14 protein-coding genes, 1 tRNA gene and 2 pseudogenes are annotated in these 23,366 nt (G+C 43.2%); 8 read left to right on the top strand and 9 right to left on the bottom strand.

Annotated elements, in window-relative coordinates:
- Positions 1–346 precede the first annotated feature (346 nt).
- Complete coding sequence (locus ACYRY3_RS11565; RefSeq protein ID WP_460201818.1) at positions 347–2,017, bottom strand: DUF3352 domain-containing protein; 1,671 nt, start codon at positions 2,015–2,017, stop codon at positions 347–349.
- Between the two features lie 433 nt (positions 2,018–2,450).
- Between ACYRY3_RS11565 and ACYRY3_RS11560 the strand changes: the two genes are divergently transcribed.
- The 6 genes from ACYRY3_RS11560 to ACYRY3_RS11535 all read left to right on the top strand — a co-directional run bounded on the left by ACYRY3_RS11560 (position 2,451) and on the right by ACYRY3_RS11535 (position 12,341).
- Complete coding sequence (locus ACYRY3_RS11560) at positions 2,451–5,150, top strand: M1 family aminopeptidase (RefSeq protein WP_460201817.1); 2,700 nt, start codon at positions 2,451–2,453, stop codon at positions 5,148–5,150.
- Positions 5,151–6,004: 854 nt separating this feature from the next.
- Positions 6,005–7,222: a glycosyltransferase gene (locus ACYRY3_RS11555; RefSeq protein ID WP_460201816.1), complete on the top strand. Its 1,218-nt coding sequence runs from the start codon at positions 6,005–6,007 to the stop codon at positions 7,220–7,222.
- A 123-nt stretch (positions 7,223–7,345) separates the two neighbouring features.
- Positions 7,346–8,536, top strand: a complete 1,191-nt coding sequence (locus ACYRY3_RS11550) for a glycosyltransferase family 4 protein (RefSeq protein ID WP_460201815.1) — start codon at positions 7,346–7,348, stop codon at positions 8,534–8,536.
- 220 nt (positions 8,537–8,756) lie between these two features.
- Complete coding sequence (locus tag ACYRY3_RS11545) at positions 8,757–9,575, top strand: acyl-CoA desaturase (protein WP_460201814.1); 819 nt, start codon at positions 8,757–8,759, stop codon at positions 9,573–9,575.
- 240 nt (positions 9,576–9,815) lie between these two features.
- A complete protein-coding gene (locus ACYRY3_RS11540) occupies positions 9,816–10,868 on the top strand; it encodes a fatty acid desaturase (protein WP_460201813.1) in 1,053 nt (350 codons plus the stop codon).
- A gap of 399 nt (positions 10,869–11,267) precedes the next feature.
- Positions 11,268–12,341, top strand: a complete 1,074-nt coding sequence (locus tag ACYRY3_RS11535; protein ID WP_460201812.1) for a fatty acid desaturase — start codon at positions 11,268–11,270, stop codon at positions 12,339–12,341.
- A 102-nt stretch (positions 12,342–12,443) separates the two neighbouring features.
- On the opposite strand, the gene ACYRY3_RS11530 is transcribed toward ACYRY3_RS11535, so the two are convergent.
- The 5 genes from ACYRY3_RS11530 to psbZ all read right to left on the bottom strand — a co-directional run bounded on the left by ACYRY3_RS11530 (position 12,444) and on the right by psbZ (position 15,814).
- The gene (locus ACYRY3_RS11530) at positions 12,444–13,706 is read right to left on the bottom strand and encodes a glutamate-5-semialdehyde dehydrogenase (protein ID WP_460201845.1); all 1,263 of its coding nucleotides are present in this window, start codon (positions 13,704–13,706) and stop codon (positions 12,444–12,446) included.
- 11 nt (positions 13,707–13,717) lie between these two features.
- Positions 13,718–14,125, bottom strand: coding sequence for a hypothetical protein (locus tag ACYRY3_RS11525; RefSeq protein ID WP_460201811.1), 408 nt, complete (start codon positions 14,123–14,125; stop codon positions 13,718–13,720).
- 545 nt (positions 14,126–14,670) lie between these two features.
- Positions 14,671–14,742 (bottom strand) — tRNA-Gly (locus tag ACYRY3_RS11520).
- Between the two features lie 114 nt (positions 14,743–14,856).
- Positions 14,857–15,417: a 6,7-dimethyl-8-ribityllumazine synthase gene (gene ribH / locus ACYRY3_RS11515; protein ID WP_460201810.1), complete on the bottom strand. Its 561-nt coding sequence runs from the start codon at positions 15,415–15,417 to the stop codon at positions 14,857–14,859.
- A 208-nt stretch (positions 15,418–15,625) separates the two neighbouring features.
- A complete protein-coding gene (gene psbZ / locus ACYRY3_RS11510) occupies positions 15,626–15,814 on the bottom strand; it encodes a photosystem II reaction center protein PsbZ (RefSeq protein WP_460201809.1) in 189 nt (62 codons plus the stop codon).
- A 131-nt stretch (positions 15,815–15,945) separates the two neighbouring features.
- Here psbZ and ACYRY3_RS11505 point away from each other — a divergent pair.
- A pseudogene (locus ACYRY3_RS11505) lies at positions 15,946–16,413 on the top strand (DHH family phosphoesterase); the annotation flags it as partial.
- Between the two features lie 525 nt (positions 16,414–16,938).
- A pseudogene (locus ACYRY3_RS11500) lies at positions 16,939–18,000 on the top strand (PrsW family glutamic-type intramembrane protease); the annotation flags it as partial.
- 333 nt (positions 18,001–18,333) lie between these two features.
- On the opposite strand, the gene ACYRY3_RS11495 reads toward ACYRY3_RS11500, so the two are convergent.
- The 3 genes from ACYRY3_RS11495 to ACYRY3_RS11485 all read right to left on the bottom strand — a co-directional run bounded on the left by ACYRY3_RS11495 (position 18,334) and on the right by ACYRY3_RS11485 (position 23,238).
- Positions 18,334–18,975 carry a hypothetical protein gene (locus ACYRY3_RS11495; protein ID WP_460201808.1) on the bottom strand — a complete coding sequence of 214 codons (642 nt, stop codon included), beginning with the start codon at positions 18,973–18,975 and terminating at the stop codon, positions 18,334–18,336.
- Between the two features lie 140 nt (positions 18,976–19,115).
- On the bottom strand, positions 19,116–20,705 hold the full coding sequence (locus tag ACYRY3_RS11490) for a CHAT domain-containing protein (protein WP_460201807.1): 1,590 nt from the start codon (positions 20,703–20,705) through the stop codon (positions 19,116–19,118).
- Positions 20,706–20,862: 157 nt separating this feature from the next.
- Positions 20,863–23,238: a protein phosphatase 2C domain-containing protein gene (locus tag ACYRY3_RS11485; RefSeq protein WP_460201844.1), complete on the bottom strand. Its 2,376-nt coding sequence runs from the start codon at positions 23,236–23,238 to the stop codon at positions 20,863–20,865.
- Positions 23,239–23,366: the final 128 nt, after the last annotated feature.

Genomic DNA, 23,366 nt, shown 5'->3' with positions numbered 1-23,366 from the left:
TTCAGGAGTTCGGGTGTTTCCTCCAGGGGAAATACGCCTGAATGGAGGTTTAACCCGAATAGGAGTAAAAAATATGCCAGTTGTTTCATTGGCTCAAATGATGGAGTCAGGGGTTCACTTTGGGCATCAAACCCGTAGATGCCGTGTTCATCACTAATTTTCTATCTACCTTTGGAATTAGTAACTAAGCTGGTCTATCAGAGATCATAATCTCGACTGGGAATCGATTTTTGTCGAATATTAAATTTTGTCATAAAAGGTAAAAAAAATCGGTTTTTTTGTAAAAACCGGGTTGTTAGCTGTATCTATTGCAATTGGTAGGCAGTAGGCACCCAGCCCAAATATCTTAATTGCCAGATTTTGGCTTAAGTGCTAGCAACATTTCCACTTGAGAGGTTTCTTTGTTGGGGCTAGTTGCAGTAACGCCCAAACCGCGAATGGAATTCATGATAGCGCTTGCTTCTGGTGGGATTGGTTGCTGTTGTGCAGTGGCGAAACGGTTCAACAAGGACAAGGTTTTATCCATATCTACATAGAAGTAACCGCCGTTAGGTTTTTGCAAAGTGTCGGTGACTGCTTTGAAGTTATCGCTGCTGCTCAAACCTTGACCTTTCCTATCCGCGAGCATTTCAGCGATGGGACCACCAATAGCCACAAATACGGTGTCTTGATTTAACCAACCATGTGCCAGTAATGCTCCCTGTTGGGGAATTTGCCATTCCGTAACTTCTTTGTTACCAATATTTCTTTTGGCAATATTTAGAGATTGTGCTTTAACAAGGTTATCCAACTTGCTGAGGGTGCTTTCCGCAGCTTTGCGATCGCTCGTGTGGAAGATAAAGGCTCCGCCAAAACCAACCTGTGCCAACACGCCTTGATTGGATGGAATGGCAGCAATCCCAAACTCTCCGTTCATCCAGCCGAAAATGTCCTTATCCAAGTCTATGTTGATATATTTCAGTTGCTGGCGGGCAGTTTCTAAGGTTTGCTTCAATTCAGGAACATCTTTTGATTGTTCTACAACTGCTGACCACCAACTGTTGATCCCCTGACCGCTAATTAAGGCTAATGTCTCAGCAGGTAATTCAGACACCACCTGAGCGGAACTGTTTTGATACTGAAATTTGACCAGTTGGGGATCTAGCTTAGCCACTGCCTTCATTCTTACGCCCGCGTTATCAATGCCAACCCCAGCCACCATAGATTTCACCTGCTTGAGTTGTGACATCGTTTGTGGGGGTAACTGCGCTGATTGTGGATTGGTAGCTACGAGTTGCTTTACCATGCCAGCATAATCGGGCACATAAATTTGTGCGATGGTGTTTTCTACATTCACACCTTGGCTCAGCAGACTGTTTGAACCTTCTTTCGTAGCGAAGGAAGGTTGTCCTTTATACGTATCAATTGCATTTTCTATAGCTGGTTTTTCTGTGGCTGATACTACATATGTATTATTTAAAATGGCAGTATAAGTGGGTGAGCCTTTACCCGATGCTTCTATAATTTTTTCGCCTTTGTAGTCACTTTCTTTAATTTTTACGTCTTTTTGTGCCTTTAACTTGCTGGCAAAATTCAAAGCGTTTACTTTATCTTTGATCCCCACCACCATTAGGACATTAGATTGCTGTGCTGTTTGCGGGGAATTCTGAGCCGGTTTGACTGGGTTAGGTGGAAGGACGGCAATCATCACACCGCCTATCCAAGGTTTAAGGTCTTTTTCATAAGAAATGCTGTTGTCAGCTGATAAGCTCTTATTAAGGTCTTCGAGCCCTTGAGCAACGATTTTTTGTGCTTCTGGAGTACCAAACTGCTCTAACTTTGCCCAAACCTTGGGATCGGTGGAAATATAGGTTGCCATCAATGCTTCATCTGGTACGATTTTGGCAGCACCCAAAGCATCAGAGATATTTCCACTAGGTCCTGCTTTGAAATACATATAGGCAGCTACACCCCCTGCTACGACTATTGCAGCGCCGATAGCAGGAATTAAAAAATTATTAGATTTACTTGCTGGCATTGTTAAATATCCTATTTTGTTCCCATTTTCTTAGAGGTTTAGTAAAAACGTCATTGTGGAGTTTTCGGATCTATCGCTCATTTGGTACTATTTTTTCGGTTTTTACTGATAAAATTAGTACTTCTATACGTGGTGGGTATTTATAGCGCTCCTAGAACTACTACATCATCTTTAAAAGCGAATCCGTAAATGGAAGTTCTTTATCTGAAAAATATATTCCTTATGATAGTTGCAAGCTATTCTAAGCTATATATCTATGGTGTATTTTTACAAAATGTTAAACTTTCTACATTTAAGATACCCATATTCAGATAAAGGTGTGCAAAGTATTAGGGTGCATCGGGGTCAATTGAGAAACAGCACGGAGAAATCGTGTTGCTCTCTCAATATTTCACTTATGAGTTTTCAGGGTTTCCAAGGTCAGTAAACATCGATGTCGCAGTATTATTTTGATACAGAGAGTAACCAATACAAATCTTTTGAATTACCGGGGGCAAAACCACACTACAACCCAGATCGACCCGGACAGGTAGAGCATATTTTTCTTGACCTCAGCCTGGATGTTCCTAACAAAAGTTACCAAGGCAGTTGTGTTATTACGCTAACACCCATCCGTAATGGTCTGGAGCGTTTGGTTCTGGATGGGGTTAACCTCAACATTCACTCTGTTGAGGTGGATGGAAATCCACAACAGTTTGAATACGATGGCAAACAGTTGTTTGTCAACCTCAATCCACCAACCCAGGTGAACAAGAGGATTGCGATCGCGATTGCTTACTCAGTGGAAAAACCACAACGGGGTCTTTATTTTATAGAAGCAAACAAACACTATCCCAACAAGCCCACTCAGGTGTGGACTCAAGGAGAAGACGAAGATTCTCGCTTCTGGTTCCCCTGTTTTGACTATCCGGGGCAGTTATCTACCTCCGAAATTCGCGTCCGGGTTCCCAAACCTCTCATCGCCATTTCCAACGGCGAACTTATTGCCACAGAAGAAGACGGCGATGACAAAATTTATCATTGGTTGCAGAAGCAAATTCATCCGACTTACTTAATGACTTTAGCAGTAGGTGATTTTGCTGAAATACGGGACGAGTGGAATGGTATTCCCGTTACCTACTACGTAGAAAAGGGGCGTGAAGAAGACGCCAAGCGCAGTATGGGCAAAACTCCTCAAATGATAGAGTTTTTGAGCGAGAAGTACGGTTACCCTTACCCTTATCCCAAATACGCTCAAGTGTGTGTTGACGATTTCATTTTTGGTGGAATGGAAAACACCTCAACAACACTGTTAACAGACAGATGTTTGCTGGATGCAAGGGCAGCCCTTGACAATCGCAACACCGAAAGCTTGGTCGTCCACGAATTAGCACACCAGTGGTTTGGTGATTTGGTGGTTATTAAGCATTGGTCTCATGCTTGGATTAAAGAAGGCATGGCTTCTTACTCAGAGGTCATGTGGACGGAAAGGGAATATGGTGCAGAAGAAGCAGCATATTATCGTTTGTTGGAAGCCCGGAGTTATCTGGCTGAAGATAGCGGGCGCTACCGCCGCCCAATGGTAACCCACGTCTACAGAGAAGCCATTGAACTCTACGATCGCCATATTTACGAGAAAGGATCTTGTGTTTATCACATGATTCGGGCAGAACTCGGAGACGATTTATTTTGGAAAGCAATCCAGACATTTGTGCGGGATAATGCTCATAACACGGTAGAAACAGTAGATTTGCTGAGGGCGATTGAGAAAGCGACTGGGCGCAATCTCTTGTTCCTGTTCGACCAGTACGTTTATCGCGGCGGTCATCCTGATTTTAAGGTGGTTTACTTCTGGGATGCAGATTCTCGTTTGGCTCGGGTAACCGTTACTCAAAATGCTGGAGCATCAGGAAACAACGGTAGCACTAACAATCTGTTTGACCTCAAAATTCCTATCGGCTTTGGGTACGTTCGGCAACCCAATAAGGGGACAGGGGAACAAGGAAACAAGGGCGACAAGGTAGAAGTATCATCCCTGTCTACCCCCTCTTCTACTTCGCAACAGACGCCTGCAGCCCTCTCCCCTTACTTGAAGACCTTTACGGTGAGAGTCAACGAGAGGGAACAAAGCTTTTATTTTCCCTTAGAGGAAAAACCTCAATTTATCAGCTTTGATGTTGGGAATCACTTCTTAAAAACCGTGTCTTTGGAATACTCTATACCGGAGTTAAAAGCACAGTTGGAATTCGACCCCAACCCAATCTCTCGTATTTATGCGGCTGAGGCTTTGGCTAAAAAAGGTGGGTTGGAAGCACTCAAGGCGCTTTCTGCTGCATTGAAAAATGAACCATTTTGGGGTGTCCGCGCTGAAGTTGCAAGACAAATAGCAGAAATCAAGTTGGATCAAGCTTTTGATGTATTAATTGTAGGGTTAAAAGATACACACCCTCACGTCAGACGTGCTGTTGTGGAATCACTGGCTAAAATTAAAACTCATGAAAGCTATAAAGTTTTAAAGGAACTGCTAGAAGAGGGCGACCCCAGCTACTATGTAGAAGCGGCAGCTAGCCGTGCTGTTGGTGCAATTGCAGCGGCAACGACAGATGAAAAACCCAAGGAAGAAAAAGTTCTCAAACTGCTAAAATCTATTTTGCAAGAAAAGGCAGGTTGGAATGAAGTGGTGCGGAGTGGTGCGATCGCGGGGTTAGCAGAACTTAAAACCTCAGCCGCCGCTTTAGATGTACTGATGGAATATACAAAGCAGGGTGTACCGCAACCACTCCGTCTATCAGCAATTCGCGCTCTTGGAAAGATTTCAGTCGGTCAAAGTGCTGCTTCTTTAGAGCGGATTTTAGAGCGAGTGACAGAAATCTCTCGGGAAACGTTCTTTTTGACCCAATTAGCTGTGGTAGCAGCCTTGGGACAAATGGAAACTCCCAAAGCGATTGTCCTACTGCAAGCCGTAGCTGACCAAACACCCGATGGACGGGTGCGTCGCTATGCTGAAGAAGAAATTTCGCGGGTTCAAAAGAACCTTGGTTCTGAAAATGCATTGATTCAGTTGCGTTCTGAACTCGATCAACTCAGACAACAAAATCAGGAACTTAGAAGTCGGTTGGAGAATTTGGAAGCAAAATCTAAGTCATTAAGTTAGGTCTACATAAAAAACGTTAGACATGGAAACCCGGTTTCTCAAGAGAAGCCGGGTTTTTAAGTAGGTCGGTCAGAAAAAACGTAACTGGTAAAAGCTGTCCTTAGTCCTTTGTCATTGCTGAGTCCAGTCCTGATAGCGTTTGCGTAGCGTGTGCAAGGCACATAGCTTGGCACGAAAGTGCCATAGGAGGGTTTCCCGCGTCCTAGGAACTGGCGCACATTCGGAGCATCTGGGCTTCTGAGATACCCGGAGGGTCATTAGTAAGGTTTTCAGATACATTGACATTTTGTGACGTATTTCTGTTTATTCACACCAGCTCTGCACGCAAGCAAATTTACGTACCATACAGTCAGAAACATAAATGTATTATTTACATAATACACTATCTTCTTTTTCTTTTTGTTAAGAAAAATTGTCTTTTTTTAATTTAATTTTTTTTTAAGAAGAATTTTTAACTATCATACTTGAGGCACTTGCAAGATAATTTTTATACATATAACCATAAAGATTTTATGAAGATTCGCCGTCTAGATGAAAATTAGCGGTAGAAAATATTAGGATTTGATACAAGTCGTCAAATTTCTGTGTAAAAATGTCACAGAATGTGCCTACCTTTTTGAAGGTAGAGATCTTTCTGCGTGTTTACACGTAGAATTCAGTTTGGGCATAGCGGGAAATGTGTAGACTTGTTCCAAGTATTTTGACAATTTAATCTCCAGAATATGACTATCGGAGGAATCCAAAAACTCATAAATATATTTAATTTGTAGGAGGAAATACTTAAAGTTTTTTTAAGTTTTTTAAAAATTAAAAAACATTTGAGCATTTGCACATAACTCTGCGGGGTGGTAATAATGCGTAAACCTGTTCTAACGATTTTTTACCAGTTCAATCCTTGGAATACGACAATTGGAGGAATTCAGACACTCATCAACACGTTTATAAAGTATGCTCCAAGCGAGTTTGAGGTAAGACTCGTAGGAACAGGGGATGACCCAAAACAGCCTGTTGGTATATGGCAACAAGCAGAATTTGCTGGGAAAGAAATTAGTTTTCTACCTTTATTTACACTGCAAAATGATAATATCAGACACTTAATACCAACAACACTGAAATATACGGCGGCTCTGTTTGGACAGTGTTTTGAATCAGACTTTATGCACTTTCACAGGATAGAGCCAACACTAGCAACCTTTCATTGGACTGGAGAAAAAACCCTTTTTATACACAACGATATTCAGATGCAAATGCAAGCTGCAGGTAATAAAAAAGCTATCCTTTGGCGAAGATTTCCTGCAGCATATTTTGCCCTAGAAGGTTTGTTAGTAAACCAATTTAGCCAAATTCTCTCTTGCAATACCGATGCAGCAGAGTTATATAAGCAGCGCTATCCCAAGCTCCAAGACCGTGTTGCATATATTAAAAATTTTTTCGACAACGAAATTTTTTACTCATTGACCAGAGAGCAACGTCAAGCTAAAAGACGAGACTTAGCATCTCGACTGGATTTGGCAGAAGACACACGTTTTGTCTTTTTCGCCGGTCGGCTTCATCCCCAAAAAGACCCCATTTTGCTTGTACGTGCAATTGCTGCTTTGAGGGATTCCAATGTTCACCTGCTGATTGCAGGTGACGGTGAGTTAGCACCAGACCTTCGTGCAGAAATTGCTACCTTGGGGGTATCCCATCAGGTTACTATGCTGGGAGCAGTCACCCAAAAGGAACTTGCACATTTGCATCGTATCTGCAATGTTTTCGTCTTAAGCAGTGCCTATGAGGGTCTACCGTTGGTGGTTCTAGAAGCGCTTGCTAGTGGAACCCCAGTTGTGACAACTCAATGTGGTGAAACGCCAAAGCTGCTTAATGCTAAGAGTGGAGTTATCTGTTCGGAAAGGACACCAACGTGTATAGCACAGGCTATACGCAAGGTTCTGCTGCATCCAGAAGATTATCCAATAGAAGCTTGTGTGCGGACTGCACAACCCTATGCAGCCCGTACAGTTGTCCGCGATGTTTACAGCGATATGTTAGAGCGCTGGGAACAAAAAGCCACTCTGGCTGTTGGAATCTAAAAAGTAAAAAGTAAAAAGTAAAAAGTAAAAAGTAAAAAATAAGAAATTCTTTTGACTTTTAGCTTTTGACTTGATTTGACCGCTACTAAACCATTTTAGAGCATAAATAAAAACTGAATTAGTATGAAAATTGCTGTCATCGGTGCAAAAGGTCTACCTCCCAAACAAGGGGGAATTGAACATTACTGTGCAGAACTATACCCTCGCATAGTAGAACAAGGGCACTCAGTTGATTTGTTTGCCCGTTCTTCTTATACGGATTGTTCTTGGCACGCTTCCTATGATTATGAAGGCGTTCAAGTGATTTCCGTGCCTGGTTTGAATGTTAGAGGAGTGGATGCTTTTATCACTTCAGCCTTGGGAGCTGTGGCTGCTAGTGCTAAGAAATATGATATCGTCCATTTCCACGCTCTTGGTCCGTCTTTGTTTACTTGTTTGCCAAGAATTGTCAATTCTGCAAAAGTAGTCGTTACCTGTCAGGGTCTGGACTGGCAGCGTGCTAAATGGGGCAGCTTTTCGACTCGTGTTATTCACTTGGGTGAGAAAGCCGCAGTACGTTTTGCTCACGGATTGATTGTGGTCTCAGATGCATTGCAAAACTATTTCTTGCAAACTTATGGCAGAAATACAGTCTATATTCCCAATGCACCAGCAAACTATGGTAAGTCAGATGCAAATTTTGGCTACGGTACTCAGTTAGGCCTGAAACGGGGACGCTATGCTGTATTTGTAGGCAGACTTGTACCGGAAAAGCGTCCCGATTTGCTAGTTGAAGCTTTTAGTACATTGAAGCCACCAGGATGGAAGCTTGTTCTAGCAGGAGGTGTGAGCGATACAAAATCATTCACCTCAAGCCTACTAGAAAAGGTTGCCAGCGATCGCAATATTGTCTACGCAGGGGAACTTCGCGGTCCTCGCCTCTGGGAAATTGTGCGGGGGGCTGGTTTATTTGTTCTTCCTTCCGATCTTGAAGGTTTACCTCTAGCAATGTTAGAGGCAATGCAGGAAAGTGTACCAGTGTTGGCAAGCGATATTCCACCCCACAAGCAATTGCTTCAAGGGGGTAGAGGAATGCTGTTTGAAGCTGGAAATAAAGAGGATTGCATTCGTTCTTTGGATTGGGCAATTCATCATCCTCAAGAACTAGAAACTATGGCGATCCATGCGAAGAAACACGTGCAGCTGAACTATAGCTGGGATCGCATCACGAATGACACTTTAAAACTCTATACAACACTTCTAGAGTCACCTGAATCTTCAAGTGTATCGGAGCAAAGACAGACGGGGCTTGTCGAAGTGTTGGGGAAAAAATAAATATAGCCCGTGTCAAAAGTCCTTTGTCATTTGTTTTTTGTCAATGACTAATGACCAATGACTAATGACCAATGACTAAAAACTACTGTAACAGTGCCTGTTCTGCTTCGCGCAGCTGCTCCAAGCTGTTCATTAGTTCCTCTTTTTAAGAAAACATAAAAAATTTGCGGATTTTTGCATCGCGCAGATTAGGCTGAACAATTCCTATTCAGGTTACTGCATGACACTTGCTACTCCAACCAAATACCAAATTAATTGGGTAAATACCCTCTTTTTCGCTGGTTTACACATCGGAGCATTATTCACCCTCCTTCCCAGTAACTTTAGCTGGAAATCCGTAGGTGTTGCTTTACTTCTCTACTGGGTAACAGGTGGCTTGGGGATCACTTTGGGATTCCACCGTCTTGTGACTCACCGCAGTTTTCAAACTCCTAAATGGCTGGAGTATTTCTTAGTCTTTTGTGGGACGCTTGCCTGCCAGGGAGGCCCAATCGAATGGATAGGCACCCACCGCATTCATCATTTACACTCAGATACAGAAAAAGATCCCCATGATTCCAACAAGGGCTTCTGGTGGAGTCACATGGGTTGGTTAATTTATCAAAGAAAAAATCAATCAGAACTTCCTCGCTTTACGAAAGACATAGCAGACGATCCAGTTTATCAGTTTTTAGAAAAAAATATGATTTTCCTCCAGGTTGCCCTGGGTGTGTTTCTGCTGCTTTTGGGTGGCTGGTCTTTTGTTGTTTGGGGAATTTTTGCTCGGATTGTTTTTGTATACCACTGCACTTGGTTGGTCAATAGTGCCACCCATAAATTCGGTTACCGCAGCCATGAGTCGGGTGATAATTCCACAAATTGCTGGTGGGTAGCCGTCCTGGTGTTTGGCGAAGGTTGGCACAACAACCACCACGCTTTTCAGTACTCAGCGCGTCATGGGTTGCAATGGTGGGAAATAGACTTAACTTGGATGACAATTCAATTACTTCAAGCTGTTGGTCTTGCTACAAATGTCAAGCTGGCTGATGTGAAGAAGTAATTTAAAGGCTCAAGTGGTGAGGATAAGGGATGAAAGGTGCCTTTCTGGCATGGGTTGGGAAACTCGTGTTGCTTAGAATGCAGTCTTGTCAGTAAATTTTTTATCCTTTATCCTTAAGATTTCGTCTTTTTTTGCGCTTTAATGGATTAGATTGTTATAATCCGAACGCTAATGTTACAAAAGTTTGCGTTAAAGCGCTTTTTTGGTGACTTGGTAGTGAAGGTGCTCCTTTAGGTATTCATGATTACATCAACAATAGACAGTCATAAACCAACTTCTGACCCCAGTCGTTCTGAACTGACGCTGAAAGATATTATCAAAACTCTGCCACAAGAATGTTTTCAACATAATCCCCCCAAAGCTTGGACACAATTATCAATCAACGTGTTGATGGTTGTCCTGGGCTATGCAAGTCTGATAGTGGCTCCTTGGTATCTCTTACCATTAGCATGGTTTTTTACTGGAACTGCTTTAACAGGTTTTTTTGTCATTGGACATGATTGCGGACATCGTTCCTTTTCCAAACGCCGGTGGGTGAATGATGTTGTAGGGCACGTGATGATGATGCCCTTAATTTACCCTTTCCACAGTTGGCGCATTGGACACAATTATCACCACACCCATACAAACAAGCTGAAAGAAGATAACGCTTGGCACCCAATTACTGTAGAAACCTATGAAGGTTGGAGCAAACTCTCACAGTGGGGCTTTCAACTGTTTATGCGGCTGCGATTGTGGTGGATGGCCTCAATCCTTCATTGGGCTGTTGTGCATTTTGATTGGAGGAAATTTCGAGAAAAAGACCAAGCCAGTGTTAAGCTTTCTGTAGCTGTCGTCGTTCTGTTTGCAGCGATCGCATTCCCCATTCTCATCGCCACAACAGGTATTTGGGGATTTGTCAAATTTTGGTTTATTCCTTGGGTGGTTTACCACTTTTGGATGAGCACTTTCACCTACGTTCACCATACCGCTCCAGATGTCCCTTTTATTGCAGAATCAAAGTGGAATGCCGTAACTGCCCAACTTGGTGGAACAGTGCACTGCGATTACCCCCGTTGGGTAGAATTCCTTTGCCATGATATTAACGTCCACGTCCCCCATCACGTTTCAACTGCCATTCCCTCCTATAATTTGCGTCTTGCCTACAGCAGTATCAAAGAAAATTGGAGTTCCTACCTACATCCTGAATGTCGGTTTTCTTGGCCTTTAATGAAACAAATTACAGACAACTGCCACCTGTACGTTGTAGATGATGGTTATCTGTCTTTCAAGGACTATTACGCAAAGCGATAAATGATTTCTTTGCCGTTTCTTAGATAACCTAAAAAAGTAGGGGTTACTGCCCACCATTAATGAATTGGTGAGCAGTACCCAAGCTACAAATACTGACAATAGAGATCGTTTAAGCGCCGAAAAGAACTAATTGTCATTTTCCTAAACCTTTACTATCCTGATATCTTGCACCTTCCATTGGGAGGGCATGGTGAGCAGTGCCCATCCTACGAAATAATGAGCTTTTTGGGCTTTTATTTTTGTAATAAGGCGATGGTGCAAGGTATGAGCTATCCCTATCATCCTAATTGATAGGGAAATTTCTGAATGCTGCAAACTTAATGCAGGTTAGAAAAATTTAACCTGCACCTAAAGTTGTGTGTTCCAAAAGCTAAGTTTACATTTCAAGAACAGAATCAAGTGCAAACGGAAACCATCAATTTAAACAATTCTCACAGTGGCACTGAATTATCTGAGAATGCCACCCAATTACCCTTTACCCTTAGTTCTTTAAAAGCTGCAATCCCAGCGGAATGTTTTCAACCTAATGTTGGAAAATCACTGTTTTACTTTTTCCGTGACATCTTCATTATTAGTCTGCTTTACGTAGTGGCTCATTACCTGGATTCTTGGTTTTTCTGGCCTATTTTCTGGGTCATACAAGGGACTATGTTCTGGGCTTTGTTTGTAGTGGGACATGATTGCGGACACCAATCATTTTCTAAAAAGAAATGGCTCAACGATCTCATTGGTCATCTTTCCCACACACCAATTCTCGTTCCCTATCACGGTTGGCGAATTAGCCATAGAACTCACCATTTAAACACGGGGCACCTTGATAATGATGAGAGTTGGTACCCTGTCAGCGAATCTCAGTACAGGGTGATGTCTTGGGAGGAAAAGATAGGCCGTTATTATGTATTCTTATTGGCTTATCCGATTTATTTATTTATGCGTTCCCCCAACAAGGAAGGCTCTCACTTTTTCCCTAGCAGCTCGCTTTTCAAACCTTCTGAGAAATGGGATGTCATTACCAGCACTGTTCTTTGGATTGGTATGGTGGGTTTGCTTGGTTTCCTCACCTATCAATGGGGTTGGATGTGGTTGCTCAAATACTACGCCGGACCATATATTGTGTTTATCATATGGCTGGACTTGGTAACGTTTTTGCACCACACTGAACCAGACATCCCTTGGTATCGTGAAGAAGAGTGGACTTTCCTAAAAGGCGCTCTTTCAACAATTGACCGCGATTACGGTTTCATCAATCATATCCATCATGATATTGGTACCCATGTCGCTCACCACATATTCCTCAACATCCCTCACTACAATTTAAAGAAGGCAACTGAAGCTATTAAACCCGTGTTGGGTGATTACTTCCGTAAATCTGAGGAACCCATTTTGATTTCACTGTGGCGTTCGTGTATCAGCTGTCACTTTGTACCGGACACGGGAAGTAAGGTTTACTATACTTCTCCTCATCAGGGTTAGTGGTTAGTGGTTAGTGGTTAGTGGTTAGTGATTAATGGCTAATGGTTAATAGTTAGCACTCCACTACCTACTAACTACTAACTACTAGCTACTACCTACTACCTAAAACCTTCCATTTCCCAAAACGATGTGCTTCACCGTTGTCAAGCTTTCTAAACTTATCAATCCGCGTCTGTGACCTTTTTGGTTAGACATTCCCAAAAACACTGAATCTCCTCTTGAGGGATTCCGGGAAAAACGGGGAGAAGCATTGATATAGGTAGAAGCACTGTTAACTCCTAAGGCAAACTGCCGACTTTCTTGGTAGGATTCGGTTGCAATACAGTCTGCATGGCCGCTGCTATATTGGTTGATCCAGGCTATTGCTGCTTCTAAGCTATCTACCAATTTAAAAGCGACTGTCTTATTTAAATAAGCACTTCCCCACTCTGTATCTTTTGCCAGCTGTAACTGCGGAAAAGCATCGATAAGTTCGGTATCTCCTTTGATTTCAAAGCCCTTTTCTTTCAAGCTGTTCCATAGTGTAACCAAAGATGATGGTTGAGCTTGGCGATGAATGAGAACCTTTTCAATAGCGTTCACCGGGTCGGGTTCGCTTTGGTGACTATCCATAATCATCCAACGCACCATTTCTAAGCTGCCATTAGGCGACCAGTAAAGATAACAATTACCCATAGCTGACTTGAGAACGGGAGATGTCGAATGTCGCACCACTTGCTGCACTAAACTGGAACGTCCGTAAGGAATTACGAGGTTTAGACATTGGTCTTGGGTCACTAAATCTCGGGTAGATGTTCCATGCTCTTCTATTATCAGCTGTATGCAATCTTCTGGAAGACCTACATCAACTACAGCAGTTCTTAATGCCTCAGCAATTGCGCTGTTAGAATGAATTGCTTCAGTACCGCCTTTGAGAATGAGACTGTTACCAGTTTTGATGCACAAACCTGCGGCAATTGCCCCTAAATCGGGAAACGCCTCATAAATAAACCCTATAACTCCCAAAGGCATTAACTGCGAGTAGGCTTGTGAGTCTTCTAGCTGATAGTCAGCGTGTCTCACCCGTCGCAATGGGTCTGATAATTCCCCCAATCGCTGCAGAATTTCCACTGTCATCTCCAGCCGTTTTGGAGTCAGTTTTAGCCATTCTAATATTAGGTCTGGTACTGCCATTTCTCGGCTGGCTTCCAAATCCAACGTATTGGCTTCTAAAATATCGTCAAATGAACTTATAAGCGCCTGTGCCATTGCCAGCACGGCGCGACTGCGATCTACACCCTTAGTGGTTCCCAACTTTAGGGAAGCAGTGTGTGCGCGTCTTGCACTCGCAACTATTGGTTCGAGATAATCATCAAAAGCATCCACTGTCCGCCTCGTTAACGTCTGTAAGTGAGCCAGACCATTAGTGCTGGTAAGATAGCTAACAAGACTGCCACCATTGCCCAAGCAACAATGCTGTAACCACTCGCCAATCTCAATGCTAATGGTAGCCATATAATCACTAGCACGAAAATGATGCCAAGTGCTACGGGCAAATAGCTTTCTCCCAAACGTGGATGAGCAACTTGCCATGAATTGCCCGTCCAACGCCAAGCTTGCTTGTAGGGATAGGTCGTGGAGAGTTTCTCCAGCACATATCCATTATCTTCTACTACAAATATTTGCTGACAGCGATCGCATCCAAATGCTTCTGTCAGGGTAATCGGAACTAACCGTCCCCGACGACGACAGGGGCACAGGTATTCGACGTTTAAATCTATTTTTTCAGCTTTTTGAGGTTGCACAAGCGAACTTAATAACTTGGGCGTGTGTTGTGGGCATTAAGGATAATATGCCTTGACATAGCCAATATGGCATACTGTTCCCCTAAACTTTTTATAACATCAGCCAATTTGGGTGACTCTTGCCCTACAGATATATTTTGCTTTATCTTGCGGCAAGACTGGTTTATCACTTAATCAACCATAGTTTCAAAAGTTTAACCAGCTTTTATTGTTTTTTTCATTGTAGTGCATTTTACAAACAGCTAGCGCAGGTTTACTATCTCTACCGTCATTGGGCTCAAAGAGAACGAAATTCCCTTGGGCACTCATTCTCCTCTATTTACTTTATACGGTAAAAGCTGAGCCTACTTATGCCACTTTTAAGACAGTAGAAACAAAAAATTTCTTAACTTTAAATTAATTTACATCGCACCTACGCCCTCAAACTCAGTTAACTATTCCAGAATTAAGACCCGTCATCCGGTTTCTTTAAGAGAGTTTATTTCAAAATGGAAAAACCCCTCAACAGGGGCTTCACCTATATATTATTCTGTAGTTTACTCAAGAGCGGGTAACGCGATTCGAACGCGCGACATTCACCTTGGCAAGGTGACGCTCTACCACTGAGCTATACCCGCAACCGCCTTCTTTATTTAATATTGCAGATACTTCTGTGTTTGTCAACAATTTTTTTGTAATTAGTCCTTAGTCATTTGTCATTTGTCTTGTAACTAACGACTAAGGACTAAAGACTATTCAGCAGCCAATTCCCCTACGCTTGCACTTTTCAGAGATGCAGGGGACAGAGAATTACCACTGAAAGGTTCTGCCAGGTTAGAGCGTAACTGTCGCATAAGGCTAGCCATTTCCAAAGCACTCATAGCGTAGTCCCAGCCATGATTGCTTTTAATGCCCGCTCGTTCTAAAGCCTGCTGCATGGTATCAGTCGTTAAGATACCAAATACTACTGGTACACCAGTTTGAAAAGCTGCAGCAGCAATACCTTTAGCTACCTCAGAAGATACATAATCAAAATGAGGCGTTTGCCCTTTGATAACAGCACCCAAACAAATGACAGCATCATAGCGACCAGAGAGTGCCAATTGACGAGCCACCACTGGAACTTCAAAACTACCCGGTACCCAAACATAATCTACCTGAGAACCGTGAGGGTTAACATCGACGCCGTGGCGTTTCAAGCAATCTTGACAGCCTTCTAGCAACTTAGTGGTCACTAGGTCATTAAATCGACCAATAACCAATGCGAATCGCATTGGTTCTGTCTGAGTAAAAGTTCCCTCGAAAACTGCCATGAGCCTCTAATTCATCTATATTTTCAAGTGCTTCGCATACAAGTATAGGAGCATAAGCTGAGATTGGGTATCAGGAATTCGGCATTAGGAATTAAAGATTGGGGTTGATTTCCCGTCCCCTGTTCCCTATTCCCTATCTCCCGTTCCTTTCTCTGCTCCGTGCTCTTCTATTTGTATGCTACTTGCCAGACAACGGTCAAAGCAGCCTCTAAACTACGAAAAAGTTTAATGCGCCAACTAGAAACACTAAACCAAACCAAACACCAGAACCAATCCAAAGCAGTCTCTTAGATTCATTCCAATTTTGTGGACTAGCATAGGCAACAGGGACGCCAATCACCAAAACGAAAGACACAGCAACCAGGGCCAATAAAGCAACTTGGAATACAATGGTCATCTTCCCTTCTCCCAAAACAGCAAATTACTAAAGTTAGAATATTGTACAGAGCAACACTGAGAGTTTTCCCTTATTTGTTAAACTAGCAGAAATTGCAACACTTTAGTCAATGGTCATTTGTCATTAGTCATATGTCATTGGCAATTAGACAAAGGACACTCGTACTAATGACTGTGGATTTAATTCTTTGTCATACAACGGCGGACTTTGACTCATTAGGAGCAGCAGTAGGAATTTCACGCCTATTACCGGGCAGTAAAATTGTGCTCACTGGTGGCGCTCATCCACCTGTTAGGGATTTTTTGGCATTGCATCGGGATGAGTATCAGTTAATTGAACGGCGTTCGGTCAATCCAAAAAAGATTCGTTCCTTAGTTGTGGTGGATACACAACAGCGCGATCGCTTGGGCAAAGCTGCTGAGTGGTTGGATTTACCCCATATCAAGGACATCAAAATTTATGACCATCACCAAGAACAACACGGCGATATTCCAGCGACAGAATACCATATCGCCTCTGTAGGGGCGGCAACAACTCTCATCGTAGAGCAATTACAGCAACAGCAAGTTTCCCTAACAACTGCGGAAGCAACCGTAATGGCTTTGGGCATTCATGTGGATACAGGCTCGCTAACATTTGACTACACTACACCACGGGATGCCATAGCTTTAGCATGGTTGATGCAACAAGGGGCTAGCTTGTCAGTCATTAACCAGTATCTAGATCCCGGTTTGTCTCCCCAATTACAGCAGTTATTAAAGGTGGCGCTGGAAAATTTACAAAAGGTAGATATTAGAGGATATAAACTAGCTTGGGTCACTCTGAAAACAGAGAGTTTTGTCGCGGGGTTATCAAGTCTTGCCTCCCAGTTAGTAGAGTTAACAGAAATAGATACTTTGCTGCTTTTTCATGAAACTCCTGTTTCTGAAGAGGAATCACGGCTCACAGCAATCGGGCGATCGCAAATCAAAGGAATCGATCTCAACGAATTATTCCAACCCTTAGGTGGTGGCGGACATTCTCAAGCAGCATCGCTGAACCTGCGAGGAGTTAACACCGAAGAAATACGCAATCAACTTTTAGAAAAGTTAAAAGCAATAATCCCCCATCCACCCACTGCGAGGGACTTAATGTCCTCTCCAGTCCGTACCATTCGTCCGGAAACGACCATTGCAGAAGCGCAACGTACCTTATTGCGGTATGGTCACTCTGGTTTATGTGTTGCAGATGCCCAGGGGCAATTGTTAGGTATTATTTCTCGAAGGGATTTGGATATTGCCCTACACGATTTAACTCGTAAAGCTTATCTTATACCGGGTATTATCACAGTTGTCTTCGTTGTGTTAATGTTTGCTACAGTAGGTCAGCCTTACACAAATCAAAAAATCGTAGCGACTTACATAGCTTTTGTTGCTTATTACTTCATTTACCAGTTATGCGGTAAACAAAAGCCTTGGTGGGTTCTACTGATATCAGCATTAACGACGGCACAGATATTGGGATATCCCATCAGGGGTTTGGGAACACCCGTGTTAGATCTCTTTATCTTTGTATTTCGTGGCATCCTTCCCGGAAATTTACCTACAGAACAGGAATCTGTAACGTTTACTGAATTGCTGGTACGGATGTTTTTTGGTGCCGGTTTGATGGAGGAATTACTCAAGGCAATCCCTATTTTTGGGGCGTATTTTGTTGCTAAGTTCTTGCCATCGCCTTGGAGGGAACGTGTAGGCGTCTGGGAACCTCTTGATGGTATTCTGCTGGGAACAGCTTCTGCTGTTGGTTTTACTATGACGGAAACTCTCAGACAGTATGTGCCGCAAATTACTCAAGCCGTTCTGCAAGACTCGGGAGCAGAGGAAACCGGTCAACTTATGGGTTTACAACTGCTGATTCCGCGCATTTTAGGTTCTGTTGCCGGACATATGGCTTATAGTGGCTATTTTGGCTATTTTATAGGGCTAGCTGTACTTAAGCCCTCTAGGAGTTGGCAAATTTTACCAGTGGGTTATTTAACGGCAGCCGGATTGCATGCTTTGTGGAATGCGACAGGAGTTCTCAACGGCTTGCTGCTAGTGGTTGTTGGAGTGTTGTCTTACGCTTTCTTGATGGCAGCAATTCTTAAGGCACGAGCTCTTTCACCAACGCGATCGCAAAATTTCGCTACGCGTTTTCTTGGGAAGTAATGCAAGGAGTCATTGGTCATCAACCATTGGTGATTGGCTGTGGATCTATTTAGTTGGCGACTAAAAACTTTGACCTCGTTTGGTTTTGACTCTTGAGTTTTTAAGTCATTAATTCACAAGCGAATAAAATCGCTTTGATTTCAATTCGTTATTTATACATTGGAGTGGATGGTTGCTGTTGTAACACCAGCTATTTTGGGATTAAAAGGGGCTTTGATGTCTGAAGATAGAAGGCAACTGCTGCATTGAGAGAAAAACAGTCAGGGTGAATGCCTGTAGTTGGTCGAGCAACTTGCCCCCAGTTGAATCCTAAGAGAATGAATGTTGAATTTTTTAGGCTTCCTCCAGGAATGCATTGAGTTGATTGATGGCGTAGTACGCGATCGCCATACTAACTTTAGCTTGTTCAATTTCTGATAAATTTGCCCATTCACGGCTGCCAAACATCTCAAGTACGGATTTTTCGTTCTGGGTTTTGCCACTTCTCATAGCGTATGCTAAAGGACGTGCCATAACAAACAGATCGTCTGAATCCCAATTAGGTAGGACAGCTTGTACACACTGTACGAGTTGTTCGCCAATGGCTTGTTTGGAGTCAAAAATTTCAGTTGCTTTTTCGACAATACTGCTTAGCCAATCTTGAGGTATGGAATGAGCAAAAGTTGTAGTTAAAGTTTTTTGAAGATTAGCCACAAAAGCCATCTTTGTATTACACTTGTAGTGTCGGGAATTGAAAATTCCCGACCAGAGTGTGTCTAATTGGTTGTAGAACCCTTGCGAACGTAGTGTCAGTTCTTCATTCAAAACATCGTCCATTTGGAATTGCTGTTCTAGTTGGGAAAAATAGTCATCTGATTGTTCTTCAGCAGGGTTCCAAGGATATGTAACATCTTCAGGTTCTAGGATTGTTTGCAAAAGTTCTAAATCTACTTGAGATGGTTTAAAAGTGTTTGAGTTGTTGATATTGTTAACCATTTGTCGCCTTCCTTGTGGTTTGTTTTGTGGTAATGTCAGCTACAGCTGCACGAGTGTGGTTTCCGCAAAAAAATAGAATTTACCGAAAAAACTGTTTGTTTTCGGTAAATTGTCGCTTGGTTGAAAATTTGTACTCCAATTCATGCTGAAGCATTCTCAATAATGAATTCCCAAGGTTGACTTTTCGTACTTCCAAACTTTAACTGCATTCCCGATTGTAAAGGTACTTCCTGACGGTGGATTTGTTGCCAAACATTAGCACGTAGAACCCAGGTTGTGCCGTAAGTGGATAAATCTTGCAGGTAATAAGTTCGTACTGGGTTAGTACCTGTGAATGTGTTGCGACACAAGATTTCGGCATGACGTTTGGAGACCGAAGGTTCTGAAATGACGATATCATTGTCTGTGGTGCGACCAATACGAGTGACGCCCGGTCGTAGTGACCAACTTTTTCCTCCTGGAGAAAGCGATCGCAATGAAGCATTAGGAAGCAGAGAAGCTATACCGGGAATAGAAGTTTCTGGCAGTTCCGTAATTCCTTCATCAAAACTTCGGATCAGTTCGCCATTGTAATCTGGATGTAGGTACAGAACTGGTAAAGTCCAAGCTGGTTGGTTGAACTTATAAATAGTTAATAACTGTTGTCTGGCTTCTGCGACTGCTTCATCAATGGGCTTGCGAGATCGCAATGCTTGGGCAAAAGCCTGAATAAAAGTATGACTTTCGCGATCGGCAATTTCATCGCGCATTGCCAAAACAGCTGGTACCCCTTGACGTATCAACACTTCTGCCAAGCTGCTATAAGGGATAGCTTGGTGATTTATATGAGCCGGTTGTGCTCCCCAACAGGAATTAAAAACCGCCAGTTTTACGCCCGTGCGGTTTAACACTTGTGCCAATTCCATGCCATTGAGGGTTAAATCTGGTCGTCGCAAAACCAGCAATCCTCCGTCTGGTCCCGGCAGACCGTGACCGGCATAAAATAGTACATTATACGCTTTGGTTTCCAGTTTTTGAATCAATTCTTGTGGAGTTGGTTGTAGGAGTGGTGTCACCATACAAGGTGCATAGCCAGTGTAATGACTACCTACCAAAGAACCGCTTGAGAGCATTTGTTCCAGCATGGCGGCTTCTTGTTCTAGTTGTAGCTTTTCATCTTGACCCAGAACTAGAAGAATATTTAAGGCTTGGTCAGCTCTTAAGTATGGTAATGCTTCGACTTGGCTGGTAGTGCGACTGAAGAGTATATTTTGCGAAAGTGAGATGGCTGATTGGCCTGCTTCGCGCTGCATAATTTCCCAAGGTAGGGCAATCAAATGTGGGTCGCGAATTTCCAACCGCACGTGCAAGCGTGTATGTTGCCCTGCGGCTAGACCACGGCTGTGCTCAAAGCTGTTGAGAATTGGACCATCGAATACCCAACCCCACAAACTAATGCCCAAATACTGCATCAAGCGACTGCTGTAACTGGTTGTTTGACCTGTGGGTGGGGTAATCGAATCTAGGGGTAGTGGATTTTTCGGTGGAGGCGTGACTCCAGGGGAAATATCCAAGCGACTGTGACCGGCAAACATCTCCTGCCACTCTTGCCAAGCTTGAGTCAGAACAGGGGGCCACACGCAGTCACGTAAAACATAGCCACTGGGATTGGGAGCATTCACAACCCAAATGGCAAAACTGTCGGTGCCGGTATTAACGAGGCGGGCGATCGCCAGGTTTAAAGATGGCATGGATTCGTTGATTTTCGTTAATTTAACAGGTGCAATCAATAAATTCAAATAACAATTTTAAAAGGCAAACTTTTTTGCCTTTCAAGTTTTTTATCTAAAGTTATTACCCGTATGTTTCAGGCTTCTACCAGTTTATCGATTTTTTGACTCACTGCTACTACCCCGATGAAGTATTAGCTCCTTCGGTTGCACTCGACTCCACAGATGATGTGGATACAGGAGGTTCAGTTTCAGTGCTCGGTCTATTAACACTGGGGTCAGCCTTGGGCTCTAGCTGAGGCTGACATTGTTTCTTTTGGGTATCGTTAGCTGAGGGTATGTTCAATTTTTTATATTTGGATACTTCAATTTTAACTATCTGACCTTGTTGTGGAAATTGATTATTTGAAGGGGTAGAGCCTGAATTATTTGGTGATGTTGCTGGCTGAGTTGATGTTTTTCCAACCAAGCAGACCCGCAAATAGACCCAAGAAGAGTTTTGCGTCGCTGATTCGTTGGCTGCTTCTGATTTAGGTTGAGTTGTTTCTTGCAAAATACTATCTGGTGGAACTTTAATATCGCTGGCTGGGGATGTAGCTGATGCAACCGTGCTGAAAAATTCCTGGCGGTCGGTACGAATAACTCTCCTTTCGGTTTGTGGGGAGTTTTCAGGATTGTCAGGTACTGATACAGAGGGAGGGGGGCTAATAGGAGCAAGTAGGGATGCTAACTTTTCTACTACAACCGGAAACCAACCTTGCTGAAATGCCAATCCCACCAAAGCAGCTACTGACAACAGAATTGGGATAATTATCAGTTGTAGCGGCAGATTGAAAGCATTTTGCTCCTTATTAGAGGAGCTCACTTCAGTTTTTCGCTCGGGGTTGCTAATTTCTAGTGGTGGGGTAGTTAGACGACTGGTTGCGCCTAAAACAGAAACATCAGCAACTGGTGTGATATCTGATTTTGGTTCGGTGTATTGAACTTGACAGTGAACTAAAGCAATGGTGACATTATCATGTCCATTTTGATTGTTTGCGATTTCCACTAATTTATTTGTGACAGTGGCTATATCCGCGTTCCCAGTCAAAATTGGTAAAATTTCTGTCTCCCAATATTGTTCTACACGGTCAAAATCGCTTAATCCATCTGAACACAACAAGAAAACACAGTCTTCGTCAAGGATAAACCGCTGTGATGTTGGGTGTAGCGAACTGCTTGCACTCATGCCTAACGCTTGTACTAATGAGCCTGATGCTCCTTGCTGCACCGCATCCCGGTATGTAGCATAACCTAACCGAACCTCTCGTGACGCAACGTCATCATCAAGCGTCACTTGGTAACAACCGTAACGTGTAATCCAGTAGGCACGGCTATCACCAACATGAGCGATATACATTTCATGAGCAACAGGCAATGCCATGACCAGGGTTGTCCCCATACGCTGACGCCCATGTCGGTGTTCGCTGTCATTGCGTTGACTGATTTTATCGTTAGCAACTGCTGTTGCTCGTTCTAAATCATCTAGCAGGGTTAAAGGGTTGATATGGTCGGGGGGGATGTTGACTAACTCCTGGATTTGCTGCTGGATAGTATCAATCGCTAAATTTGAAGCTACGCTGCCTCCCTCGTGTCCGCCAATGCCATCACAAACAATGGCTAAGGCTGTTTGTTGGGGTGGTTTACCGATAAGACTTCCACTAGGCGGGTAACAGGCATCTTCGTTTCGCGGTCGGTTGGGTCCAATATCGCTCTTTGTGGCAATTTTAATTCTGGGTTTTTGCCATTTGCCAACTTCGGCGAGCCCTTTATCTAAAACTGCAATAAGTTGTTCGCCAGATCTTATCTCTTGACTTATCAAGGAACGGCAAACCTCACTGATAAATTTAGCGACTGCTGGTTGTGCTTTTTGGCATAACTGTTGCTGCCAAAATTCACCCAATTCGGTTAAGCTAGGGCTTTGTTTGTCATAACGCAGTTCCAACAAGCGGACTAACGGGCCTTCTACCCTCAGAACTTCTGGGGTGAGTAAACTGCAGGCTACGCCTTCACCAGCTAGAGGTTGCCACAAATGTGCTATTTGCCACAGCCAGTTAAGTTGGCGCATTGAGTTCGTGTGCTGCCAAGCCGCGATTAACTCTCTCTCTAGTTGAACATCCCAACAAACTGTATTTTCGCTACGGAGTGGCGGTTTTTCTAGTAGTAATATTTCTCCATTCGTTGTCCCTTCATTTATATGAATCACTCCGTACACTTGGGGTACATACAAACGGTAGGGAAATAGCCTTAGGTATGGTCTCACTGCTGGCAAACTTTCTACATCTAGCGTCTGCGGCGGAAAACCGGGCTTAGTATCTAAAAGAATAGCTTTGCTGATAACCAAGTAGCGATCGGCTAATAACTCTTTCGGCTGAGCCATATTCACACCATCTGCCACTGCCCAAAGATATCGCTTGGGCAGTGGTGTACGGCATTGCTGACAGAAGTTGTTTGTCAGAGGGTTTGGAGCCAGACAAGATTCATTTGGGCAATGTATTGCCGCTTCATTTTCCATAGTCTTCGCACCGATCGGAACTATTGGCATTTTCTCAACAGCATTTACTTAGCGGTACTCTTGACCGCTCTTGATATATCCAATTTTGGATCACGATTTTAACCTGCGGACAAAAATAGGGTGCAAAG

The organism is Scytonema sp. NUACC21 (assembly GCF_054684315.1).
Note: the sequence above shows the minus strand (reverse complement) of the source record. Positions and strands in the feature narration are given on the sequence as shown.